At 66.7% G+C, this 21,511-nt stretch carries 18 protein-coding genes; 6 read left to right on the top strand and 12 right to left on the bottom strand.

The window, feature by feature from the left end:
• The first annotated feature begins 728 nt into the window (after positions 1–728).
• Positions 729–1,613, top strand: a complete 885-nt coding sequence (locus LY622_RS05990; protein ID WP_234290051.1) for a sugar nucleotide-binding protein — start codon at positions 729–731, stop codon at positions 1,611–1,613.
• A complete protein-coding gene (locus LY622_RS05995) occupies positions 1,610–2,377 on the top strand; it encodes a lysophospholipid acyltransferase family protein (RefSeq protein ID WP_234290052.1) in 768 nt (255 codons plus the stop codon). Before LY622_RS05990 ends, LY622_RS05995 begins: the two co-directional genes overlap by 4 nt.
• Positions 2,378–2,470: 93 nt before the next feature.
• Here the strand turns inward: LY622_RS05995 and fabB are convergent, their stop codons facing one another.
• Positions 2,471–3,688, bottom strand: coding sequence for a beta-ketoacyl-ACP synthase I (gene fabB, locus LY622_RS06000; RefSeq protein ID WP_234290053.1), 1,218 nt, complete (start codon positions 3,686–3,688; stop codon positions 2,471–2,473).
• Positions 3,689–3,701: 13 nt separating this feature from the next.
• A complete protein-coding gene (gene fabA, locus LY622_RS06005; protein ID WP_234281047.1) occupies positions 3,702–4,217 on the bottom strand; it encodes a 3-hydroxyacyl-[acyl-carrier-protein] dehydratase FabA in 516 nt (171 codons plus the stop codon).
• Between the two features lie 249 nt (positions 4,218–4,466).
• On the opposite strand from fabA, the gene LY622_RS06010 reads away from it, so the two are divergent.
• Positions 4,467–6,329, top strand: coding sequence for a putative bifunctional diguanylate cyclase/phosphodiesterase (locus LY622_RS06010; protein WP_234290054.1), 1,863 nt, complete (start codon positions 4,467–4,469; stop codon positions 6,327–6,329).
• A gap of 13 nt (positions 6,330–6,342) precedes the next feature.
• Here the strand turns inward: LY622_RS06010 and LY622_RS06015 are convergent, their stop codons facing one another.
• The 8 genes from LY622_RS06015 to LY622_RS06050 form a co-directional block, all read right to left on the bottom strand.
• Entirely contained in the window at positions 6,343–7,530 is a 1,188-nt protein-coding gene (locus LY622_RS06015; protein ID WP_234290124.1) for an SAM-dependent methyltransferase, read from the bottom strand.
• 77 nt (positions 7,531–7,607) lie between these two features.
• Positions 7,608–8,381 (bottom strand): DUF1365 domain-containing protein, encoded by a 774-nt coding sequence (locus tag LY622_RS06020; protein WP_234290055.1) that lies wholly within the window; start codon positions 8,379–8,381, stop codon positions 7,608–7,610.
• On the bottom strand, positions 8,378–9,724 hold the full coding sequence (locus LY622_RS06025; RefSeq protein ID WP_234290056.1) for an NAD(P)/FAD-dependent oxidoreductase: 1,347 nt from the start codon (positions 9,722–9,724) through the stop codon (positions 8,378–8,380). The genes LY622_RS06020 and LY622_RS06025 overlap by 4 nt, the downstream gene beginning before the upstream one ends.
• On the bottom strand, positions 9,721–10,512 hold the full coding sequence (locus LY622_RS06030) for an SDR family NAD(P)-dependent oxidoreductase (protein ID WP_234290057.1): 792 nt from the start codon (positions 10,510–10,512) through the stop codon (positions 9,721–9,723). The genes LY622_RS06025 and LY622_RS06030 overlap by 4 nt, the downstream gene beginning before the upstream one ends.
• A 35-nt stretch (positions 10,513–10,547) precedes the next feature.
• Positions 10,548–10,988 (bottom strand): nuclear transport factor 2 family protein, encoded by a 441-nt coding sequence (locus LY622_RS06035; RefSeq protein WP_234290058.1) that lies wholly within the window; start codon positions 10,986–10,988, stop codon positions 10,548–10,550.
• A gap of 25 nt (positions 10,989–11,013) precedes the next feature.
• Positions 11,014–12,429, bottom strand: coding sequence for a deoxyribodipyrimidine photo-lyase (gene phrB / locus LY622_RS06040; RefSeq protein ID WP_234290059.1), 1,416 nt, complete (start codon positions 12,427–12,429; stop codon positions 11,014–11,016).
• A 27-nt stretch (positions 12,430–12,456) separates the two neighbouring features.
• A complete protein-coding gene (locus tag LY622_RS06045) occupies positions 12,457–13,371 on the bottom strand; it encodes a MerR family transcriptional regulator (RefSeq protein ID WP_255762246.1) in 915 nt (304 codons plus the stop codon).
• 160 nt (positions 13,372–13,531) lie between these two features.
• Positions 13,532–14,566, bottom strand: a complete 1,035-nt coding sequence (locus LY622_RS06050; protein WP_234290060.1) for an NAD(P)/FAD-dependent oxidoreductase — start codon at positions 14,564–14,566, stop codon at positions 13,532–13,534.
• Positions 14,567–14,670: 104 nt separating this feature from the next.
• Here LY622_RS06050 and LY622_RS06055 point away from each other — a divergent pair, with 104 nt between their 5' ends.
• A complete protein-coding gene (locus tag LY622_RS06055) occupies positions 14,671–15,582 on the top strand; it encodes a TIGR01777 family oxidoreductase (protein ID WP_234290061.1) in 912 nt (303 codons plus the stop codon).
• Positions 15,583–15,597: 15 nt separating this feature from the next.
• Here LY622_RS06055 and rapA read toward each other — a convergent pair whose 3' ends face one another.
• Together rapA and LY622_RS06065 are read right to left on the bottom strand one after the other, a co-directional pair.
• Positions 15,598–18,552, bottom strand: a complete 2,955-nt coding sequence (gene rapA / locus LY622_RS06060) for an RNA polymerase-associated protein RapA (protein ID WP_234290062.1) — start codon at positions 18,550–18,552, stop codon at positions 15,598–15,600.
• Positions 18,553–18,694: 142 nt separating this feature from the next.
• Positions 18,695–19,495 carry a TlpA disulfide reductase family protein gene (locus LY622_RS06065; protein ID WP_234290063.1) on the bottom strand — a complete coding sequence of 267 codons (801 nt, stop codon included), beginning with the start codon at positions 19,493–19,495 and terminating at the stop codon, positions 18,695–18,697.
• A 132-nt stretch (positions 19,496–19,627) separates the two neighbouring features.
• Here LY622_RS06065 and LY622_RS06070 point away from each other — a divergent pair, with 132 nt between their 5' ends.
• Both LY622_RS06070 and LY622_RS06075 read left to right on the top strand, forming a co-directional pair.
• Positions 19,628–19,867 carry a hypothetical protein gene (locus tag LY622_RS06070; RefSeq protein WP_234290064.1) on the top strand — a complete coding sequence of 80 codons (240 nt, stop codon included), beginning with the start codon at positions 19,628–19,630 and terminating at the stop codon, positions 19,865–19,867.
• Positions 19,854–21,434: a phospholipase D family protein gene (locus LY622_RS06075; protein WP_234290065.1), complete on the top strand. Its 1,581-nt coding sequence runs from the start codon at positions 19,854–19,856 to the stop codon at positions 21,432–21,434. The genes LY622_RS06070 and LY622_RS06075 overlap by 14 nt, the downstream gene beginning before the upstream one ends.
• The last annotated feature ends 77 nt before the right edge of the window (positions 21,435–21,511 follow it).

A 21,511-nucleotide genomic window follows, 5' to 3' on the forward strand; every position in this document is an offset into this window, starting at 1 on the left:
CATCTTCATCTTCTGTATCTAGGATTTCACGCAATGAGAAGCGTTAGCGCCTATCGAATATCAGCTACTGCTTACATCTGTGTCATCTGTCAACTAATCTGGTAGATCTACATTGACCCCGTCCATGGGGGTACCATAACCACTTCGGTGGGTAGTTGCTTGAGCCTGTATTCTGTTTTTGCGTCCCAGCGGTAAGCCACCATGCACGGTCCTAGGAACGTCAAGGGGGGCAGGTTGGGGTGCTTAACCTTATTAAGCGATGTTGCATGCATCAGGTCTGGCGGCGATGGGAGTCATAGTGACCGCCACGTGTGCTCTGTGATGTGAATGATATACTCGTCGACGCTGGTACGAAGGACCTCAAATGGCTCAGGAGGCGGCGGGCAGTAGGCATAGAACGAGGAACTGCTTCGGGCTATCCCCCCAGCCCTGATGATCGTGTCTTTCGTTTCAAGGTCAGGTTGTAATCTCCGTGGTGTACACCGCCCCTGGCCTTGGCTATCCTGTTGATATAAATGGGTTAAATTTTCGTGGCGAGAAAGTGTTCAAAAATGTCCCAAGAACGGGGCCCAGCTTAGTTTCTTGCACACTTTTTGTTGACTATTGACTAGCGAGGTGCTTTATGTCATTGTTGTTAAAGGGGAATCAGTGGCGAATCTATTGCACAGATTCAGATAAGTTGATGTTCCCGTTCTGAGTGCCCATGTCATGACGGGCGGAGGCGTTGAGTGAAGCTGCTGATACTGGATGCCGGTCACTGCCTGAACCTGGCACTGGCCCGGGTGGCGCACCGTAGAAGCGATACCGAGCTGGTTATCGAGCCCGGTATCGCCGTCGATGCCGCCTACCTGCGCGAACTGCAGCCGGATGCGGTGATCATACCGCCGCTGTCGGCGCCGATGGAGATCGATCCCTCCGCGGTAGTGAGCCATGGCGAAGGTGTGGATGTCGTCCTTGCGGCTTGCCGCGAGATCGATATGCCGCTGGTCTGGTGCGTCTCCGATCAGCTCTACCAGGATGGCTTCGATACCCCGATCGATGAGCATGTGATCCCGGCGCCGCGGGACGAGAGCCTGCGGCGCCTGATCGCCATCGGGGATCGGATCCGCAGCAGTCACCCCCGGCATCTGATCGTACGGCTGGGGCCGCTGTTTGCCCTGGAGGGGGGGCATGCCTGGCTGAGCGGTGTGATCGACAGCCTGATGGGCGGAGAGGATGTGCGTGCCGCCCAGGATGTCATCTTCTGCCCCACCTCGGCGGATGCCGTGGCCATGGCACTGATCGGCATGCTTCACCAGCTCGGCTGCGGCTCCACTGCCTGGGGCGCCTATCACCTGGCGGGCACGGAGCCGGTCAGCGCCTATACCTTCACCACCATGGTTCGCACGCAACTGTCGACTCGCCTCGAGGGGCTGGGGGAACAGGTGGCGCTGGGGGAGGTGAAGGCGCTCAAGCATCATCACGACCAGCCGTTGCGACGCGTGCTCAATTGCCGGCGCGTGCTGGAGGCCTTCGGCGTTCACCAGAAGCCCTGGCGGCTGGAGGTGGGGCGTCTGCTGGACGAGTGGTGTCACGCGCGGCAACCGCTCGAGGAGGGTGACGCTCACCCATGAATGTGATTCGCAGCCTGCTGTTCTACCTGGGCTATTTCCTCGCCATCCTGGTTTGCGGGGGGCTCTTCCTGCCCGTGGCACCGCTTATGCCGCTGCCGACCCGTTACCGGCTGCTCAATCTCTATAACCACTTCATTACCGCCTGGTTCCGTTGGACCTGTGGCGTGCGTTACCGGGTCAGCGGCAGGGAGCATCTGCCGGAAGGGCCTTGCGTGATCCTGGCCAATCATCAGTGTGAATGGGAAACCATCTATCTGCAGGTGCTCAAGCCGCCGGTGTGCACGGTGCTCAAGCAGGAGCTGCTGAGGATTCCCCTGTTCGGCTGGGGGTTGCGCCTGCTGCACCCCATTGCACTGGACCGTTCGAAGCCGGCCCGGGCCATGCGCCAGGTCCTGACCCAGGGCGTACAGCGCCTGAACGAGGGCCTGTCGGTGCTGATCTTCCCCGAGGGTACCCGGGTGGCGCCCGGCGAGCGCAGGCGCTACAACAAGAGCGGTACGGTGATCGCCTGTCGTGCCGGGGTGCCTGTGGTGCCGGTGGCGCACAACGCCGGCGAGCGTTGGCCGGGTCGGCACTGGGTCAAGAACCCGGGGCTGCTGAGCGTGGTGGTGGGCGAGCCCATTGCCACCGAGGGCCGCACGCCCGAAGAGGTGCTGGTCGAGGTGGAGGCATGGATCGAGGCGCGGCTGGCGGAGATTTCCGAAGTGCCGCGGCCCGAGGCCCCTGCGCCTGCCCGCGGGAGGAGTGTCCGCTCCGCGTCATAAGTCTGCCGGTCAGGAAAAAACCGGGTCACGAAAAAGGCGTCCGCGAAGCGGACGCCTTTTTCAGGGTGCGACAGATGTCAGTAATACACTGGCTCAGTCGCGATAACGCTGGAGTACCAGGCAGGCGTTGGTGCCGCCGAAGCCGAAGCTGTTGGAGAGCACGCGGTCGATGGATACGCCGTCGCGACGGCTGGTGACGATATCGAAGCCGGCGGCCTGGTCGTCGAGTTCCTCGACGTTGGCCGAGGCGGCGATGAAGTCGTTTTCCATCATCAGCAGCGAATAGATCGTTTCCTGTACGCCGGTGGCCCCCAACGAGTGACCGGTCAGCGACTTGGTGGAGCTCATGGCCGGCGTGCTGTCGCCGAACACCGCACGGATGGCCTTGAGCTCGGCGACATCACCCACCGGGGTCGAGGTGCCGTGGGTGTTGATATAGTCGATATCGCCTTCCACCGTGGCGAGTGCCTGGCGCATGCAGCGAGTCGCGCCTTCACCCGACGGGGCCACCATGTCGTGGCCGTCGGAGGTGGCGCCATAGCCGACCAGCTCGGCGTAGATCTTCGCGCCGCGGGCCTTGGCGTGTTCCAGCTCTTCGAGCACCAGCATGCCACCGCCACCGGCGATGACGAAGCCGTCGCGGGCCTTGTCGTAGGGCCGTGAGGCCTTCTCGGGCGTGTCGTTGTAGTGCGTCGACAGGGCGCCCATGGCATCGAACAGGCAGGAGAGGGTCCAGTGCTCCTCCTCGCCGCCGCCGGCGAAGACGATGTCCTGCTTGCCCAGCTGGATCTGCTCCATGGCGTTGCCGATGCAGTGGGCCGAGGTGGCGCAGGCCGAGGAGATCGAATAGTTGACCCCCTTGATCTGGAAGGGCGTGGCCAGGCAGGCGGAAACGGTGCTGCCCATGGTGCGGGTGACCCGATAGGGACCGACCCGGCGCAGGCCTTTCTCGCGCATGACATCGGCGGCTTCGACCTGGTTGGCGCTGGAAGCGCCGCCGGAGCCGGCAATCAGGCCGGTGCGCTCATGGGAGACCTGTTCCGGTGTGAGCCCCGAATCCTCGACGGCCTGGGCCATGCTGACATACGCATAGGCCGCCGCGTCGCCCATGAAGCGGCGCAGCTTGCGGTCGATGAGGCTATCGAGATCGATATCCACGGCCCCAGCCACCTGGCTGCGAAAGCCGCGTTCGGCATACTCTTCCTTGAAGCGAATGCCCGAGCGCCCGTTCCTTAGCGCCTCGACGACCGCCTGCCGGTCGTTGCCCAGGCAAGATACGATGCCCAGGCCGGTGACTACCACTCGTCGCATGGAAGCCTCCTGATCAGAAATTCGCGGTAGAGGTGAACAGGCCGACACGCAGGTCATTCGCCTGATAGATTTCGCGGCCGTCGACAGTCACTGTACCATCGGCCATGCCCAGAATCAGGCGCCGGGTGATGATGCGCTTGATGTTGATCTGGTAGGTGACCTTCTTGGCATCGGGCAGAATCTGGCCGGTGAACTTCACCTCACCACAGCCGAGTGCCCGCCCCCTGCCGGGGTGGCCGAGCCAGCCCAGATAGAAGCCCACCAGCTGCCACATGGCGTCCAGGCCCAGGCAGCCGGGCATGACCGGGTCGCCGGGGAAGTGGCAATCGAAGAACCAGAGGTCGGGATGAATATCCAGCTCGGCGGTCAGTTCGCCCTTGTTGAACTGGCCTCCCGCTTCGTGGATATGCGTGATGCGATCGAGCATCAGCATATTGGGAGCCGGCAATTGGGCATTGCCGGGGCCGAAAAGCTCACCGCGGCTGCACGCCAGCAGTTCTTCGCGTACGAAAGAGTGTTGCTTGGTCACTGAGTCGTTCCGAGTCGCAGTTGTTGTGGGCCTCCCCGCGAGTATAGCGGACGCGGCATTGGCTCTTGGGCCGTCCCGCCCTGGGCGGCCCCGACTAGTCTACTGGCCGAGGCCGGGGATTGCACGTCAGGCATGACGCGAGGTGCAGGAGCGATTAAAGTGATGGCGCTAGCTGTCGATACTCTATTCGATAGGTCGATGCGCAGCACGGGCGCGTTTTTCCCTCCATCCGTCTGACCGGGATACGACATGTGGTCACCCTACGCGATCAATCGCCCGTTGACCTGGGCCGCAATGGCTGCGCTGCCGGCATGCATCTGGCTGCCTGGTGCGGGCCTGCGCCTGGTGGCGGTGACCGTCGTGGCGGCCGGCCTGACCCATGCCTGGCGACAGCTGCGACGTGAGCGGCAGAATGCCGACCTGATGCAGCAGGCGCTGATGCTCTCCGAAGAGGGGGTGCAGATCACCGATGCCGAGAACCGGATCCTGGCGGTCAACCCCGCCTTCACCCGGATAACCGGTTTCACCGAGGAGGAGGTGCGTGGCGTCAATGCCGCCAACCTGGTGGCGTCCCGGCACGATTCCAGCTTCTTCAAGCGCTTCTGGCAAACCCTGGAAAGCAAGGGTCGCTGGGAGGGCGAAATATGGAACCGTCGCAAGCAGGGCGAGGAGTACCCCGAGTGGCTGCGGGTCAAGGCGGTGGTGGACCGGAAAGGACGGATCAGCCACTACGTCGGCACCTTCACCGATATCTCCGTGCACAAGGCCCGCGAGCAGGACCTGCGGCGCATCGGCTTCGAGGATCCGCTGACCGGATTGCCCAACCGTCGACGGCTCCATGACCTGATGACATCGCGCCTGCGCCACCTGCGGGCGGGAGAAAGCCTGGACATGGCGATGATCGATATCGACGGCTTCAAGTCGGTCAACGACAGCCTGGGCGTCGACCAGGGCGACCGCCTGCTGGCACGCTTCGGGCAGCGATTGGCGGGGCATGTGGCGGGTGGCGTGGTGGGGCGCCTGGGCGGCGACGAATTCCTGGTGATCCGCACCACCACCTTCGACGACCATGACAAGTGGATTGCCGGCCTGCGTGAACACCTGGGCGAGCCCTTCGAGATCGATCACCGTTCCCTGCGCCTGGGGCTGTCGATCGGCAGCTGCCGGGCCCCCGAAGACGGCAGCGACTCCGGCGTGCTCTTCCAGCGGCTCGAGTCGGCGCTCTACTCGGCCAAGCGTCACGGCCGCAACGTCAGCCAGCGCTTCCGGCCGGCACTGGACGTCCAGGACACGCCGCAGATGGCGCTGGTCTATAGCCTGCGTGACGCACTGGCCAACGGCGGCCAGCTGGAGCTCTATTACCAGAGCCAGCATCGCACCAGCGATGGCCTCGTGGTGGGACTGGAGGCCCTGCTGCGCTGGCGGCACCCCGAGCACGGCCTCGTTTCGCCGGGCGACTTCATTCCCCTGGCCGAGCGGCACGGCCTGATGGGCATGCTTGGCAACTGGGTCATCGACGAGGCCCTGGGGCAGATGGCGCGCTGGCGTGAAATGGGGATGCCCAAGCTGCCGGTATGGATCAATATCTCGGCCATCCAGATGTTTCAGGGCGAGCTGGAGTCGGCGCTCTCCTCCGGCCTGGCCCGCCACGGCATTGCTGCCGGCCAGCTTGGTCTCGAACTGACCGAGTCGGTGCTGCTCGACGAACGCGCCGGCGATATCGTGCCGCGCCTCGAGGCTCTGCGAGAGCGTGGCCACCGCATTGCCATTGATGATTTCGGTACCGGCTATTCGTCCCTGGGCTACCTCAAGCGCCTGCCGCTGGACAAGATCAAGCTGGACCGGGCCTTCATCCGCTCGCTGCCCGACGACCCCGCCGATGCCGCCATCGTCAGTGCGGTGCTGGCCATGGCTCGGGGGCTGTCGCTGGATGTCATCGCCGAGGGAGTGGAGACCCAGGGGCAGCTCGACTTCCTGCGCGATGCCGGCTGTCGTCTGGTTCAGGGGTTCTACTTCGCCCGCCCGATGGCAGTCGGGGCGCTGGAGGAGCACTGGCAGAGCCTGGCTGGGCAGTCGTCGACAGCCTCGCTGGGCACCACTCCCGTCGCCTGATCGCTGCCTGCGATCACGGCAGGCCTTTCAGCGGTCCCGGACGGGCGCCGGGCCGGGCCAGCAGCAGGTGGCAGGTGCCGATCGTCCGCTCGAGAAAGCCTCCCTCGCAGTAGCAGAGATAGTAGCGCCACAGGCGAATGAAGCGCTCCTCGTAGCCCAGCTTTCTCACCGTCTCCAGGTTCGCCTCGAAGCGATGGCGCCATTCCCGCAGCGTGCGGGCGTAATGGGGGCCGATTTCGTCGAGTGCCAGCACGTTGAGCGAGGTGTGGCGTGTCATGCCGTCGAGGATCACCCGGTGGGAGGGCAGGAAGCCACCGGGAAAGACGTGTCGCTTGATGAAGTCCATCTCGCGCTTGGCGGCTTCGAAGCGCTGGTCGCGAATGGTGATGGCCTGGAGCAGGGCCAGGCCATCGTCGGTCAGCAGCCGATCCAGCGTCTTGAGGTAGGTCGGCAGGTACTGATGCCCCACGGCCTCGATCATCTCCACCGAAATCAGCCGGTCGAAGCGCCCCTCCAGCTCCCGGTAGTCCAACTGCAGCAGCGTGATCCTCTCCTCCAGCCCCTCTTCCCGGATGCGTTGTGCCGTATAGGCGTACTGCTCGGCGGAAATGGTCGTGGTGGTGACGCGGCAGCCGCGCGTCTTCGCCGCATGGATGGCCAGCCCGCCCCAGCCGGTACCGATCTCCAGCAGGTGATGCTCCGGTCGCACGTCGAGCTTTGCCAGCATCAGGTCGAGCTTGTGGGTCGAGGCCTCCTCGAGAGTCGCATCGGCATGGGGGAAGACGGCACTGGAATACATCCGGTGTTCGCGATCCAGGAAGGTGGCGAACAGCTCGTTGCCGATATCGTAGTGGGCGGCGATGTGACGCTTGGCGCCGCGGCGGGTATTGCGCCGCAGGGTGTTAAGGGCTCCCAGTAGCCAGCGGCCGACCCGGGCGGTGCCGTTTTCCAGGTCGCCATTGACCCGCTCCAGATTGGCGGCGAACAGGCGGATCAGCGCCACCAGGTCGTCCGCATCCCAGTCGCCGTCGATAAAGGCTTCGGCCGCTCCCACGCTGCCTCCCAGGGCCAGGCGCCGCCACGCCCGTGGATGGCGCACCACCAGCGTCACCCGCAATGGGCCGTCCTGGCCGAGATGGTGGCACTGGTTGCCTTCGATCAGGGTGATCCGGCCGCCCTCCAGGCGGTCGAGCTGGGCCATCACCCGGGGCCGGAGCCAGCGTGTCAGGCGCCCGCCGTCGGCCGGCACCGGGCAGCAGGAAGCGGAACGTAAGGACGTCACGGTGAAGTCTCCTCGCGGGTGGAACGGGCGGGATGGCCATGGATCGGCACGCCCTTGCGCCACAGGCGTAGCGCCTCCAGGTAAATGGCGGCTCGGCTCTTGAGGTTCATCCAGGGCTGGCGCGCCAGGGTCTCCAGCAGTACCCGGCGGGTGGCCGGCCTGGCGGCGAGGAGCAGGGTGGCATCGAAGTGTCGCTCTTGCTCCCGCCAGTTTTCCATATGCATCAACAGCCGCTCCCCCGGCGTGTTGAAACGCCAGCGGTAGGTCATGTCCATGGGGTGGAAGGGCGACACATGCAGCGTCTTGTCGAAGCCGGCGGTGTGATGGTGACGGCCAGGCTCCACGCGACAGGCGTAGCGGGTGCGCTCGCCCCAGGGCGTATTGGTGACCTCGGCGAGCAGGGCGCGCAAGCTTCCGTCGCTGTCGTAGAGGTAATAGAGCGACAGGGGGTTGAAGCCCGAGCCCAGGGTACGCAGCTGCGTCAGCAGGCAGATGCGGCCCCCTGGGGCGACACCGAGCTGGCGCTCGACCTCCTCTCGCACCGCCTGCTTGAGTGGCCGGTCATGGGGTGCCAGGTAGTCGCTGCGACGAAAGCGCGCCAGGGCCGGCCGCCGGGCGCTGAAGCCGGGGACGCCATCGAACAGCGTGGGCAGTTCATCCAGGTCGAGCCAGGCCATCCATAGCCGATAGACGAAGGCATGCTCTCGCGGCAGGAAGCGGCGGTGTCGCAGGGTGCCATGATAGACCCGCGACCGGGGGGCGGCGGTCATGACGACGCCTCCAGGGCAAGCGGGGGCGTAGCGGCCGGGGGCCGCTGTTCGTCGCAGCCGAGGGCGCGCGCCACACGCAGGGCGCTCCACACGCCATCCTCGTGAAAGCCGTTGCGCCAGTAAGCGCCGCAGAAATGGGTGCGTCGGTGCACGCTGGAGATCTCGGCGTGGCGGGCTTGTGCCGCCTGCCCGGCCAGCGAGAACTGGGGGTGCGCGTAGCGGAATCGGCCGAGTACCTTCGTCGGGTCGATGGCAGCACTGTCGTTGAGCGTGACGCAGAAGGTGTGCGCGGTATCGAGCCGCTGCAGGATGTTCATGTTGTAGGTCACGGCGGCCCGGGCGTCTTCGCTCCGCCCATCGAGGCGGTAGTTCCAGCTTGCCCAGGTGCGGCGGCGGCGGGGCAGCAGCCGGGTGTCGGTGTGCAGTACCACGTCGTTGTCTCGATACGGCAACGCGGCGAGTATGTCGCGCTCGTCGGGGGTGGCGTCCACCAGCAGCCCCTGGGCCTGGTCCGCATGACAGGCCAGTACCACCTGATCGAACCGTTCCCGGCCCGCCCGGGAATCGATGAACACGCCTTCCGGGCCACGGTGGATGCCGAGAACCGGGGTGGCCAGCCGGATGCGCTCGGCATAGGGCGCGGTCAGTGCCGGAATGTAGGCGCGAGAGCCGCCCACCAGGGTGTACCACTGGGGGCGGTCGTTGACCGAAAGCAGGCCGTGGTGATGAAAGAAGCGCAGGAAGAAGAGGGCCGGGAAGGTGCGCATGTCGCGAACACTCGCCGACCAGATGGCCGCGCCCATGGGCAGCAGGTAGCGGCGCTGGAAATCGCGGCCGTAGCCGGCCTGGTCCAGGTAGTCACCGAGGCTCATGTCGCCGCCAAGGCTGCCACTCTCCAGCTCGTGAAGAGCACGCCGGTTGAAGCGCAGGATATCGGCCAGTAGGCGATAGAAACGGGGGCTCAGCAGGTTGCTGCGCTGGGCGAACAGGGAGCCCAGGGTGTGTCCGTTGTACTCGAAATCCAGCAGCGTCTCATGCACCGAGAAACTCATCTCGGTGGGCTGGCTGGCAACGCCGAGTTCGGCGAGCAGGCGCTGAAAATGAGGGTAGGTGCGGTCGTTGAAGACAATGAACCCGGTATCGATGGCGTGGTGCTGGCCTTCCAGCTCCACATCCACGGTCGCCGTATGCCCGCCCAGCCGGTCGGCGGCCTCGAACAGCGTCACCGTGTGACGCTGGCTGAGGTACCAGGCGGCGGCCATGCCACTGATGCCGCTGCCCACCACGGCGACGTGCTGAGCGGCTTGCGAACCTGGGTTGCCGGGGGAGAAGGAGGCGGTCATGGGCGGGGCTCACTGTACGTCGGGCGCACCAGGCGAAGGCCCAGGCGATGACGCAGGGTCGGGGGCAGGATGCCCATCAGTCGCACTCCCAGGGTGAAGCGGCGGGGAAAATGGATGTCCAGGCGGCGGCGCTCGAGGCCGTCGAGAATCGCGTCGGCAGCCGCGGAGGCAGAGATTCGCATGGGCATGGGGAAGTCGTTGCGCGCCGACAGGGGCGTCTCGACGAAACCGGGGTGGATCAGGCTGATATCGATGCCCTCCTCGTACAGGTCCAGGCGCAGCGACTCCAGGAAATGGCTCAGGGCGGCCTTGGATGCGCCGTAGGCGGCCGCCCGGGGCAACGGCACGTAGGCCGAGGCGCTGGAGGTCGCGGCGATCAGCGGGCGACTGCCTTCGGCGCGAGCCTTGCGCAGCAGCGGCAGTGCGGCATCCAGGCAATGAAGGACGCCGAAGAAATTGGGCGCGAAGACCCGCTGCACCAGGTCGAGATCGAACCGCCGTGCGTCCACGTACTCGCAGGTGCCGGCGTTGAATATCGCCAGGTCCAGTCGGCCGAACAGGTCGTCGAGATGGACCCCCGCGGCGCGTACCGCCTCACGGTCGCTCACGTCCACCGGCAGCAGCAGGGCATTGCTCCGGTCTCCGGCGAGTTCGGCCAAGGCGTCGAGGCTACGGGCGCTCAGTGCCACGTGATGCCCTTCATCCAGCAGGCGCGTAGCCAGGGCGCGGCCGATACCCGAGGTCGCTCCGGTCAGCCAGACAACCCGCCTTCCACTCAATGCCACCATGCCGCCTCCCTGAGCGCACCGCAGGGCGGTGCCGGTTACTCGCCCAGGCGGCGCTTGAGCAAGCGAACCGTCGGGCCCAGAATCGGCAGGTGCTCGTAGAGCATGGCGCCGGCATCGAAGAAATCCCGATGTCGACACACCCGCCGTGGGTCTTCAGCCGGGAATGACAGCCTCGAGCACCCATCCACCGAGACGGGGCGCCCGCGAGCCAGTCGCGGATGGATCAGCCGCATCGTCCAGGTCACACAGGCCTCGTTGCCCTGGTGCAGGCGGTCGTGGAAATCGAAGCTGCACTCGGTCACATTTTCGTACAACCCATGGAAGTACCTTTCCAGCGCATCCCGCCCCTGGATATGGTGCAGAGGGTCGGTGAAGACCACGTCCTCAGTATATACCTCGTACAGTTTATTTGTATAGGTTGTGTCTAGCTTATTGAAGAAGGCGCAGAAGGCCTCCAGGGCAGGTTCCTGGCTCATGGGGTGGCTCTCCCGTGGGTAAGGATCAGTCGGGCGTCAGTGCCTTGAAGGCGTCCAGGGCGCGCAGCCTGGCGACCTTGTGATCGACGATCGGCGGTGGGTAGCGGGTCTGGTGACGCTGCTCCGCGGACGGAGCCAGCCTGCCCTTGGGGGGAAGCGCGGCCAGCTCCGGCACGAATGTGGCGATGAAGGCACCCTCGGGGTCGAAGCGGCTCGACTGGGTGGTGGGGTTGAAGATGCGGAAATAGGGGGCGGCGTCGGTGCCGGTGGAAGCCGCCCACTGCCAGCCGCCGTTGTTGGCGCAGAATTCGCCATCGACCAGATGCCGCAGGAAGAAGGCCTCGCCCTGTCGCCAGTCGATCAAGAGGTGCTTGCTGAGGAACATGGCGGTGATCATGCGCAGGCGATTGTGCATCCAGCCGGTCTGCACCAGCTGGCGCATGGCGGCATCGACGATGGGGTAGCCGGTCCGACCCTCGCACCAGGCACGAAAGCCGGCCTCGTCCCTGCGCCACGCCAGGGCTTCGGTATGCTGCTGAAAGGCGTGATGCCGGCACACCCTCGGGAAGCCTGCCGCCACGTGCTGGTAGAACTCGCGCCAGACCAGTTCGTTCACCCAGGCCACGAGGCCGACATCGCCTTCGGCCAACCGGCCATGGTTCTCGCCGAACACGGCCTGCAGGCACTGGCGATGGGAAATCATCCCCAGCGCCAGATAGGGCGAGAGCTCGCTGGTACCGTGGACGGCTGGCACATCCCGCTGCCGCGCATAGTGGCGTCCGCGAAAGCGCAGGAAGCGCTCGAGCCGGTCGGCTGCCGGCTCCACGCCGGCAGGCCAGTCATCGGTCGACACGGGCTGCTCACCGAAATGGGGAGAGGGCGGCAGTGGGTCGCTGGCAATGGCCGGCGGTGACTGGGGAGGAGGGGTATCGCGAAGGGTCAGGCGCTCGGCGCTGAGCTGTCGATGCCAAGCCTTGGCGAAGGGGGTGAAAACGCGGAAATAGTCCCCTTTTCCCGTCAGCAGTTCGCCGGGGGCGAAGGTCGTGGCATCGTGATGCCCCGTGGCGGAGAGCCCGGCCCGGGCGAAGGTGGTCGCCACGGCCTGGTCGCGCCGCTGTTCGTCCAGCGGGTACTCGCGATTGAAATGCAGCCCCTGCGCCCCTGTCTCCCGGGCGATGCCGAGCAGTGTCGCCGGGGCCTGGTCGTAGGTTTCGATATCCCGGTGCAGCAGCGGGATGTTCAGGCCGGCCAGGTCGTCACGCAGCGCCGCCACGCCACGGCCCCAGAAGTCGAGCTTGTTGGGGCCGTGGCCGTAGCCTTGCCACTGGGGCAGGGAGCGCAGGAAGACCGCCACAACCGGGCCCTGGCGTGCCGCGGCAGCCAGCGCCGTATTGTCATGGACTCGCAGGTCGCTGCGAAACCACATCAGCACGCAGGACATGGTGGCTCCTTGGTGGGAAAGCGAAGGTCAGGCGTCGTTGAGCAGCGAGCGCAGCCTTGCCAGCGCCAGGGGGAGGTCATCCCCGAGCAGTTCCACATGGCTATCGGCCAGGTCGCTGCCGCGTATGCGGGCCACCGGCCCGGTGAGCCCGAGGGGGACATCGAGCTGCTCGGCCAGGCGGGGCAGCTGGCGGCGAATCAGGTCGGGGCGCTCGGCGCGGCCGCTGACGAGCATCAGGGCCGAGGCCTTGAGGCGTTCCACCGCCAGCGGCAGTTCGCCGAAGGGCAGGGGGGCGTCGAGCAGCTGGATGCGGTAGCCGGCATCGCTGCCGGCCAGGGCTGCCAGCAGCAGCCAGAGCGGGCCGGGGTCATCGGGCAGGGCGGCCATCAGTACGACGGGGCCCTTGACGACCTGATTGGCATGGTAGAGCCGGGTGCCGATCCGCGTGCGCAGGAAGGTTTCCAGGTTGACGCGTTGCAGCCTGGCACCGAGCTGGTCGTCCCAGCGCTCTTCCAGCTCGCGGATGGCGGGCTGCCAGAGCTCGGCCAGGCCGGTGGTCACCGGGTAGAGCGCCAGGCTCTGGTTGAACAGCCGCTCCAGCTGCGCCATGTCCAGCGCCTCCACGGCGGCAACCAGCTGGCGCCGCTGGCTGGGCCAATCCCCGGAGGCGGGCTCCGGGACGGGGGCGGCTTCGGGCTGGTCGAGCAGTTCCTTGACCTGGCTGACCGGCACGCCGCGGCTCAGCCACTGCAGGATCTGCTCGACGCGCTCGATGTCTTCCCGTGCGTAGAGGCGATGACCCTTGGGGGTGCGCTGGGGGCAGATCAGCCCGTAACGCCGTTCCCAGGCGCGCAGGGTGACCGAATTGACACCGGTTATGCGCGACACTTCGCGGATCGGATAGAGCGGTGTGTCGGCCGGGTGGGTTGCCTTGTCGGTCATGCTCGCATCTGCCTCTCGCTGTTGTCATTGCCGTTCCAGGCCGCCGCAGGGTGCCAGGCACCCGGGCGTGACTCTCCTTGGTGGACAATATTGTACACCAATCGCGCAATGTACAACCATTGGCGTCGCAATCAGTGGGTGGTGCCTGCAGGGCGCGGCGTCAATCCTGGGCCGCCAGCGCATGCCCCAGGTGGTGGCCTGAGAGCCAGGCGTCCTCTACCCGCGGCCCGCGCCAGCCGTCGCCACAGAGCGCAAGGCCAGTGGTCGAGAGTCGATAGTCCCGATTGACGGCCTCGCCGCCGGCGAAGACATCGGGTTGGGCGTAGCGCCACCGGTGTGCGCCGATCGCCGTGATGGCGGGCAGCAGGGTCGAATCCGGCAAGGTCTTGCGAAAGGCGGTCAGCAGACTGTCGGCCACGCTGGTTTCATGCATTTCCAGATGCGCTTCACTCCACTCCAGCCGGGCAAGCAGGGTGAGGCTTTCACCCTGCTGCTCACGGCCGGGCTTGTGGTCGTTGCGGGCGACGAAGCGCAGCGGACCCTCGGAGAACATCACGGCCTGCCAGTCAAGGGAGACCCCCGGCGCCGTGGCCAGCGGCCGGTCGAAGCAGGCCCATGCCGCCCAGCAGGGGCGCTGGATGACGCCCTCGCACGCCTCGGTCAGCCGGGAATCATGCGGCGCCACCAGTGCCTGAGCCTGGGGCGAAGGCGCCGTGATCACGACATGGTCGAAGGGGCCATGGTGCTGCCTGGCCTGATCCTGGAGCGACCAGCCGCCGGTGTCCCGCGCCAGCGAGACGATGCGACAGTTCGCCTCCAGGGCCAGCCCCCGGGAGAGGTGGCGCGTCACTGCGCTCATGCGTGGCTTGCCTGCGTAGCGTTCTCTGCCATCATGACGATAGTGCCAGCCGTCGTTCGTGACCCGCCACAGTTTCCAAGGCCAGGGCGCTATCAGGCCGGCCTTCAGCCAGGTTTCGGCTTCACGACGAAAGGCTTCGTCCCGGACGCTGAAGAACTGCGCGCCGATATCCACCGTGGCGGCGGCGAGGCTCCGGCTGGTCATGCGGCCGCCGGGGCCGCGGGCCTTCTCGAACAGGGTGACCTGCCAGCCGGCGGCCTGAAGTACCCGCGCACAGGCCAGGCCGGCGATGCCGGCACCGATGATGGCAGCTGTGGGGCGTGTCGGTGGTGACATGGAGGCCTCACACGGTGGATCGATTTTTACGTTAGACTAGCAGAAGCGTACAACGGCTGTATAACTATCTGCGCGCCATCATGAATCCAGGGGAGGAGGGTGCTATGCATGTGCTGATTACGGGTGGCAGTGGCTTCGTGGGACAGCGCCTCTGTCAGCGCCTCAAGGAGGCAGGGCATCGCCTGCAGGTGGTCTCGCGGGACCCTGCAGCCGTAAAGGGGCAGCTCCCGGCGGGCACCGATCTTCGTCGCTCCGTGCTGGATTTCGTCGACTCGCCACCGGACGCCATCGTCAACCTGGCCGGCGAGCCGATAGCGGCGCGTCGCTGGAGCGACAGTCAGAAGAAGCGGCTGATCGACTCGCGAGTCAATATCACCCGCGACCTGGTGATCCTCTGCGAGCAGCTCAAGCAGTCGGGGGGGATGGCGCCGCGAGTGATGGTGTCGGGCTCGGCCATGGGCTACTACGGCGACCAGGGCGATCGCGAGGTCACCGAAGAGACGCCGCCCCACGATGAATTCGCCCACCGACTCTGCAAGCGCTGGGAGGACACCGCCATGGAGGCGGCGGATTTCGGCACGCGGGTCGCCTTGCTGCGTACCGGCCTGGTGCTGGACCTCGGAGGCGGCAGCCTGGAGAAGATGCTGCCGCCCTTCAAGCTGGGGCTGGGCGGACGCTTCGGTGACGGCAAGCAGTTCATGCCCTGGATCCACCGCGAGGATCTGGTGCGCATCATTCAGTTCCTGCTGGAGCACGGCGAGATGGAGGGGCCCTTCAACGGTAGCGCCCCCCATCCGGTCACCAACGCCGAATTCACCCGCACCCTGGCAGGCCAGCTCCACCGGCCCGCAGCGCTGCCGGTGCCCGCCATCGCCCTGGAAACCGCCTTCGGCGAGATGGCCCGGCTGCTGCTGACCGGTGCCGACATGCGTCCTCGGCGCCTGCTCGACGCCGGCTTCGAGTTTCGCTATCCGACCCTGGAGGAGGCACTGGCGGAGATCCTGGGCAGGCGCTGAGCCGGCCCAGGGGGCTCAGCGGCTCTCCTGGTCCACCGTGACGATCACGCGCACGGCGTCGAGCCGCAGGCGGGCCCCATCGATGGCCTCGTCCAGTTCGCTGCGCTCGCGACGCATGGCATCGAGCTCCTCCTCGCGCACTGCCGGATTCAGCCGTGCCAGGGCTTCCAGGCGGGCGAGCTCGGTATCCAGTTCGCTGCGCATGCGGGCCTGGGCCGCTTCGATGATGCTCGGCAATTCCCGTTCGGCTTCCGCCTCGCCCTGGGTAAGCAGGTCGCGCAGCTGATCGTGGCGGCTGCGGATCAGGTCCCGCGCCATTGCCTTCTTGACCTTCTGCAGGTTCTTCGACAGTCCGGTGAAGGAGACCTTGTCGGTGAGCACGGCGCCGGATTCGTCGAGCAGCACCCGCACCGCGGTAGGCGGGAGGAAGCGGTTCACATGCAGGCGCCTGGGTGCCGGACAGTGGGTGCGGAAGATCAGCTCCGCCATCAGACGCCCGGCGGGAATCGCCGGGTGCCTGAGCAGGGACAGGGCGGTATTGCCCATGGTGCCGTCGATGATACGGCCCATCATCTCGCGCAGCAGCGGGTGCTCCCAGGAGAGCCGCTGCACGTCGTCGCGGGCCAGCGCCCGTGACCGGGAGAGCGTCGCCGTAAAACCCTCCTCGCCCTTGGCCAGGCCCGGCAGGCCGTCGAGCATGTGCTGGCTCGGCTGCAGGTGCAGCAGGCCGTTGCCCAGCTCCTGGCTGTCGACCCCGAAGACATCCATTGCCTGATCCAGGTAACGGGGCAGCGCCGCATCGTCGTCCAGCGCGCGGATGGCACTGGCGACCGCCTCGGCGCGTGCCGGACGGCAGGCATTGAGTTCCAGCAGCCGGTTGCGGCCGGCGTCACGCTCGGCCAGGCGGCTGAGGAAGAGGGTGCGCGTCTCGGAGATGACCTCCTCCAGCGCCTCGTCGTCGAGCAGGGCCTCGGAGAGGGCGTCGCCGAAGGCATCGAAGAGCTCGTTGCCCACACCGTGGGGCGCCTGGAAGGCATCCATGCCGTCCCGGTACCAGCGCAGCAGGCGCTCGGCGGGGCTGGCCTCGAACAGCGGCACATGGATCTCGATGGCGTGTCGCTGGCCGATGCGGTCCAGGCGGCCGATGCGCTGTTCAAGCTGGTCGGGGTGCTGGGGCAGGTCGAACATCACCAGGTGCCGGCAGAACTGGAAGTTGCGCCCCTCCGAGCCGATCTCCGAGCAGACCAGCAGCTGGCTGCCCTCCTCCTCGTCGGCGAAGTCCGCCGCGGCGCGGTCCCGCTCCACCAGGGTCAGGCCCTCGTGGAAGAGCGGGGCGTGAATGCCACCCAGCACGCGCAGCGCCTCGGCCAGCTCCTGGGCCGTTTCGCGGCCATGGGCGATCACCAGTACCTTGCCGCCGGCGAAGCCGTGCTCGCCGTCGTCGCTCAGGCGCTCCATGAGCCAGGTCACCCGAGGATCGAACTGCCACCAGGGCTCGGCGTTGAGCGGATCCTCGGCCAGGGCGCGATACATGGCGTCCGGGTAGATCAGCACATCCGGGTGATCGAGTCCGGTCTCGATCAGCAGTTCGTCGAGGTAGTCCTCGTCGCGCTCGAGCTTGCGGAAGACGCGCCGGTAGGAGGAAGGCGGGGGCAGGTGGGCCAGGTGCAGGCGGCGCTCGGGGAAGCCGCCGACGTGACGGCGGCTGTTGCGGAACATCACCCGGCCGGTGCCGTGACGGTCCAGCAGCTGGTCGCGCAGCTGGCTGCGGGCGCTCTCCTGCTGTGGCTCGCCGCTCTCGGGGTTGGCCAGGGTAGCCAGCAGGGCCAGGCTGTCGGGCTCGTCGATCACCGCCGCGATCCGCTCGCGGTCATCGCTGTCGTCGGCTGCGGGCAAGCGTTCCAGGGCGTCGATGGCCTGGGCCACCTCCACGTAGTGCTGCTCCTCGTCGCGGAAGCGCTCGAGGCTGTGGTAGCGGTCCGGGTCGAGCAGGCGCAGGCGGGCGAAATGGCTTTCCAGCCCCATCTGCTCCGGCGTCGCGGTCAGCAGCAGCACGCCGGGCACCGTCGTGGCGAGGCGCTCGACGCAGGCGTAGCCGGGGCCGACCTTCTCGGCGCTCCAGTCCAGGTGGTGCGCTTCGTCGACGATCAGCAGGTCCCAGCTGCAGGCCTCGGCCTGGGCCTGGCGGTGCGGGTTGGCGAACAGCCACTCCTGGCTGGCGAGCACCAGCTGGCCGGACTCGAAGGGGTTGGTCTCGGCCTGGGCCAGGCTCTGCTGCTCGTCGAGCAGGGTCACGTCCAGGGCGAAGCGGCGCAGCAGCTCCACCAGCCACTGGTGGGTCAGGCTCGGCGGCACCAGGATCAGCGCCCGTTCGGCGCGGCCGGTCAGCAGCAGCCGGTGCAGGATCAGGCCCGCCTCGATGGTCTTGCCCAGGCCGACCTCATCGGCGAGCAGTACCCGCGGGGCGTGGCGACGGGAGACCTCATCGGCAATATAGAGCTGGTGCGGGATCAGGTCGATGCGGGGGCCGGACATGCCCAGCGCCGGATTCTGCTCGATACGGTTGAAGTGGTGCAGCGTGCGAAAGCGCAGGTCGAACCAGTCGTTGCGGTCCACCTGGCCGGTCAGCAGGCGATCGCGGGCCTGGTCGAACTGCATGGTATCGGCCAGCTTGGCTTCGGGCAGCTCACGCAGCTCGCCCTTGGCATCCTCACCGATATAGACGATCAGCCCGTCGACCTCCTTGCTGTCCTCGACCAGCAGCTGCCAGCCGTCGGCGGACTCGATGCGGTCGCCGCTGCCGAAGGCCACTCGGGTGAGGGGGGCCTGGCGACTGCTGTAGGTGCGGGTCTCCTGGCTGGCGCCGAACAGCACGGTAACGCTGCGCTGATCGCAACTGAGGATGGTGCCCAGGCCCAGTTCGGCCTCGCCGTCACTGATCCAGCGTTGGCCGGGTGAAAAGTCGCTCATGATGCCTCGGGAATGCTGAAAACGGTGCACGCGCCGCCGATGGCTCAAGCCGCCGGCAGCAACAGGGCGGGCGATTCTAACGCAAAGCCCGCCACGGCTTAAGAGTGGTGATGTGCGACTAGAAGTGGTAGGGGGAGCGCCCTCAGTGCCGGTTCAGCCAGCTGTCGAGCTGGGCGCGGGAGAGTTCGCCCACATGGCGCTCCACGGCACGTCCTTCGGGGTTGAACAGCACCGTGGTGGGCAGGCCGGGGGACTCCATGACTCGCATCATCTCCTGGCCGGGGTCGAGCAGCGGGTAGCGAAAGGCCAGCGTCTGCTCGTCGAGATAGCGTACCACCTGCAGCAGGTCCTCACCTTGATTGACCACCACCACCGTGACGCCCTCCCGGGTGTCTGCCTCGGCCAGCAGCGGCATCTCGCGCAGGCAGGGCGGGCACCAGGTGGCCCACAGGTTGACCACGACCCGCTCGCCGCGCAGCGACTGCAGGTTGACCGGTTCGCCGTCGAGGTTCTCCAGAGTGACATCGGGCAGTTCGCGTATCGCCATGTCGCCGCCCAGCGGTGCCAGGGTGACCAGCACCAGCCACAGCGCCGAGGTGCCGATGGTAAGGCCCATGGCGCCGATCATCGACAGCAGGTGCTCGCGCAGCGACCAGGCGGTCCAGACCAGTGCCGCCAGCAGTCCCCAGATACCGTGGAAGCCGGCTTGCCAGAGCTTCAGCACGTCCAGCGGGGCGGCGGCGTAGGCGTCCAGGTTCATGGCCACGTGCCCAAGGCGAGCGCCCACCAGCCAGGCCAGCACCAGGCCGTTGAACCAGCGGACCCGGGTGCCGGTGGAGAGGCCCAGCAGCAGCCATGCGGCCAGCAGCAACAGCAGGGCGCAGCCGATGGCATAGAGTCGGGGTATGGAAATCAGTACGGGGCCCAGGGCAAAGGCATCCATTGGGTTCAGCTCCGAGAACGGGGTCGGCGTTGGCGGCAGGACCGGGTAGAATCGCACACTTGTTTACACCACCGCGCAGGCTGAGCAAAGCCTACTGTGCGAGCAATGGTCTGTCACCTGGCGGGAGCCAACATGGCAAAGACGTCCTTCGATACCCTGAGAGTCCTGGCCATTGCCAGCCAGGCGCTGGGTTTCATCCTGATCATCACCCTGGAAACCCTGATGGGCGATGCCGCCCGACCCTGGCAGGGCGTGACCCTGGCCGCCATGGTCCTCTGTGCCCTGTTTCTGGCCCTGGCACGCCTCTACCGTCGCAACCGGGCGCGCAAGGCCATGGACCGCCGCCTGGCGGAAGACGATGACGATAGCTGAGCGTCGAGCCGCTGCCTGGGTTCGACGGCTGGCGGCTACCCTGCTGGCCGCCTTGCCGTGGCTGCTGGCAGGCTGTGCCGCCAGCGCCGTTTCCCGTGAGCACGGCGCGGCGATGACGCCGGATGACATCGAAACGACCTGGCTGGGCCAGTGGGCCGCCCAAAGCGCCGCCCCGCATGATGGCCAGAGCGGCTTCGCCCTGGTTTCCAGCGGACAAGACGCCTTCAGCCTGCGCGTCCTGCTCAGCGAGCAGGCCGATCAGCGGCTGGATATCCAGACCTACCTGATGGGGGACGGCCTGACCACCCGCGTCCTGCTCGCCCGCCTGCTGGACGCCGCCGAGCGGGGGGTGAAAGTACGGCTGCTCCTCGACGATATTGGCGCGGTGGGCCAGGGGCGTCGCCTGGCCGCACTGGATAGCCATCCCAACGTCCAGGTGCGCGTCTATAACCCGCTCGCCCTGGGGCGGGGCTACCTGACGACCCGGGTGCTGGCCTCGATCCCCCGGGCAGGGCGCCAGCATCGGCGCATGCACAACAAGCTGTGGCTCGCCGATGGTGCGGTGGCCCTGGTCGGCGGGCGCAACCTGGGCGACGAGTACTACAGCGCCAGCGAGCCGCGCAACTTCTCCGACCTGGACATGATGGCCATCGGCCCGGTGGTCGAGCCACTCGCGAGAAGCTATTCCCTCTACTGGAACCATGGCCTGGCGCAGCCCATCGGTCGCTACCATCGCGCCGAGGAGGGGGCCTGGCGCGAGCTTCAGGCTTCCCTGGGAGAGTGGGTCGGCGACAATGGCGACGACGCCTATTTCACCGGGCTGCGCGAACGCTATGCCGATGCCGGGCAGGGGCCGCTGGTGGGCAGGCTGCACTGGGGCGAAGGCGTGGCGCTATGGGACCCACCGGGCAAGCCCGCCTGGCCAGGCCGACCTGCCCTGGCACGCACCATGGCCGGGGAGCTGCTCGCCGAGGTGGGCGAGCCGAGCGAACGACTGGTGGTGATCTCCGCCTACTTCGTGCCAGGCAGGGCCGGCACGCAATACCTGCGGTCACTGGCCGATGCCGGCGTCGAGGTGGCGGTGTTCACCAACTCCCTGGAGGCCACCGATGTGCCGCTGGTGCATGGCGCCTATCAGGCGCGTCGCGACGGGCTGCTGCAGAGCGTTGTCCAGCTTCATGAGCTGCGCGCCGAACGGGAGCCCGGCAGCGAGGGGGAGATCAGCGTCGGGGGCTCGGCATCGGCCCTGCACATCAAGGCCCTCGGTATCGACAACGACCGGGTGTTCGTGGGCTCGGCCAACGCCGATCCACGCTCGGTGTGGTGGAATACCGAGGTGGGCGTGCTGGCCTACAGCGAGAGCCTGGCCGCCGAGCTTCAAGCGCTCGCCGATCTGGGCAAGAGCTCGGCGCTCAGCTATCGGGTCGATCGCACGGAAGCCGGGCAGCGTTATTGGCAGACCGAAATCGGCGGCGAGTCGGTGCGGCTGATGAGCGAACCTGGCGGCTTCTGGCGCCACCTGGGAGCCGGCGTCAGCCGGCTGGTTCCCTTGGATTCCTGGCTTTAGCCCCTGACCGAAAACTGGCTGCGCTGGCCCCATGGTCGTGGTCGGGATGCCGAGACGCCGACAAGGAGACGGGGAGG

The sequence above is a fragment of the Halomonas alkalisoli genome, assembly GCF_021412585.1.
In the GTDB taxonomy this organism is placed as follows: Bacteria; Pseudomonadota; Gammaproteobacteria; order Pseudomonadales; family Halomonadaceae; genus Halomonas; species Halomonas alkalisoli.

What these genes read in the sequence shown, in the direction of transcription:
- LY622_RS05995 (WP_234290052.1), top strand. Translation starts at nt 1,610, where the DNA reads ATGAATGTGATTCGCAGCCTGCTGTTCTACCTGGGCTATTTCCTCGCC.
- fabB (WP_234290053.1), bottom strand. Translation starts at nt 3,688, where the DNA reads ATGCGACGAGTGGTAGTCACCGGCCTGGGCATCGTATCTTGCCTGGGC.
- LY622_RS06010 (WP_234290054.1), top strand. Translation starts at nt 4,467, where the DNA reads ATGTGGTCACCCTACGCGATCAATCGCCCGTTGACCTGGGCCGCAATG.
- LY622_RS06015 (WP_234290124.1), bottom strand. Translation starts at nt 7,530, where the DNA reads ATGGCCCAGCTCGACCGCCTGGAGGGCGGCCGGATCACCCTGATCGAA.
- LY622_RS06020 (WP_234290055.1), bottom strand. Translation starts at nt 8,381, where the DNA reads ATGACCGCCGCCCCCCGGTCGCGGGTCTATCATGGCACCCTGCGACAC.
- LY622_RS06025 (WP_234290056.1), bottom strand. Translation starts at nt 9,724, where the DNA reads ATGACCGCCTCCTTCTCCCCCGGCAACCCAGGTTCGCAAGCCGCTCAG.
- LY622_RS06030 (WP_234290057.1), bottom strand. Translation starts at nt 10,512, where the DNA reads ATGGTGGCATTGAGTGGAAGGCGGGTTGTCTGGCTGACCGGAGCGACC.
- LY622_RS06035 (WP_234290058.1), bottom strand. Translation starts at nt 10,988, where the DNA reads ATGAGCCAGGAACCTGCCCTGGAGGCCTTCTGCGCCTTCTTCAATAAG.
- phrB (WP_234290059.1), bottom strand. Translation starts at nt 12,429, where the DNA reads ATGTCCTGCGTGCTGATGTGGTTTCGCAGCGACCTGCGAGTCCATGAC.
- LY622_RS06045 (WP_255762246.1), bottom strand. Translation starts at nt 13,371, where the DNA reads ATGACCGACAAGGCAACCCACCCGGCCGACACACCGCTCTATCCGATC.
- LY622_RS06050 (WP_234290060.1), bottom strand. Translation starts at nt 14,566, where the DNA reads ATGTCACCACCGACACGCCCCACAGCTGCCATCATCGGTGCCGGCATC.
- LY622_RS06055 (WP_234290061.1), top strand. Translation starts at nt 14,671, where the DNA reads ATGCATGTGCTGATTACGGGTGGCAGTGGCTTCGTGGGACAGCGCCTC.
- rapA (WP_234290062.1), bottom strand. Translation starts at nt 18,552, where the DNA reads ATGAGCGACTTTTCACCCGGCCAACGCTGGATCAGTGACGGCGAGGCC.
- LY622_RS06065 (WP_234290063.1), bottom strand. Translation starts at nt 19,495, where the DNA reads ATGGATGCCTTTGCCCTGGGCCCCGTACTGATTTCCATACCCCGACTC.
- LY622_RS06070 (WP_234290064.1), top strand. Translation starts at nt 19,628, where the DNA reads ATGGCAAAGACGTCCTTCGATACCCTGAGAGTCCTGGCCATTGCCAGC.
- LY622_RS06075 (WP_234290065.1), top strand. Translation starts at nt 19,854, where the DNA reads ATGACGATAGCTGAGCGTCGAGCCGCTGCCTGGGTTCGACGGCTGGCG.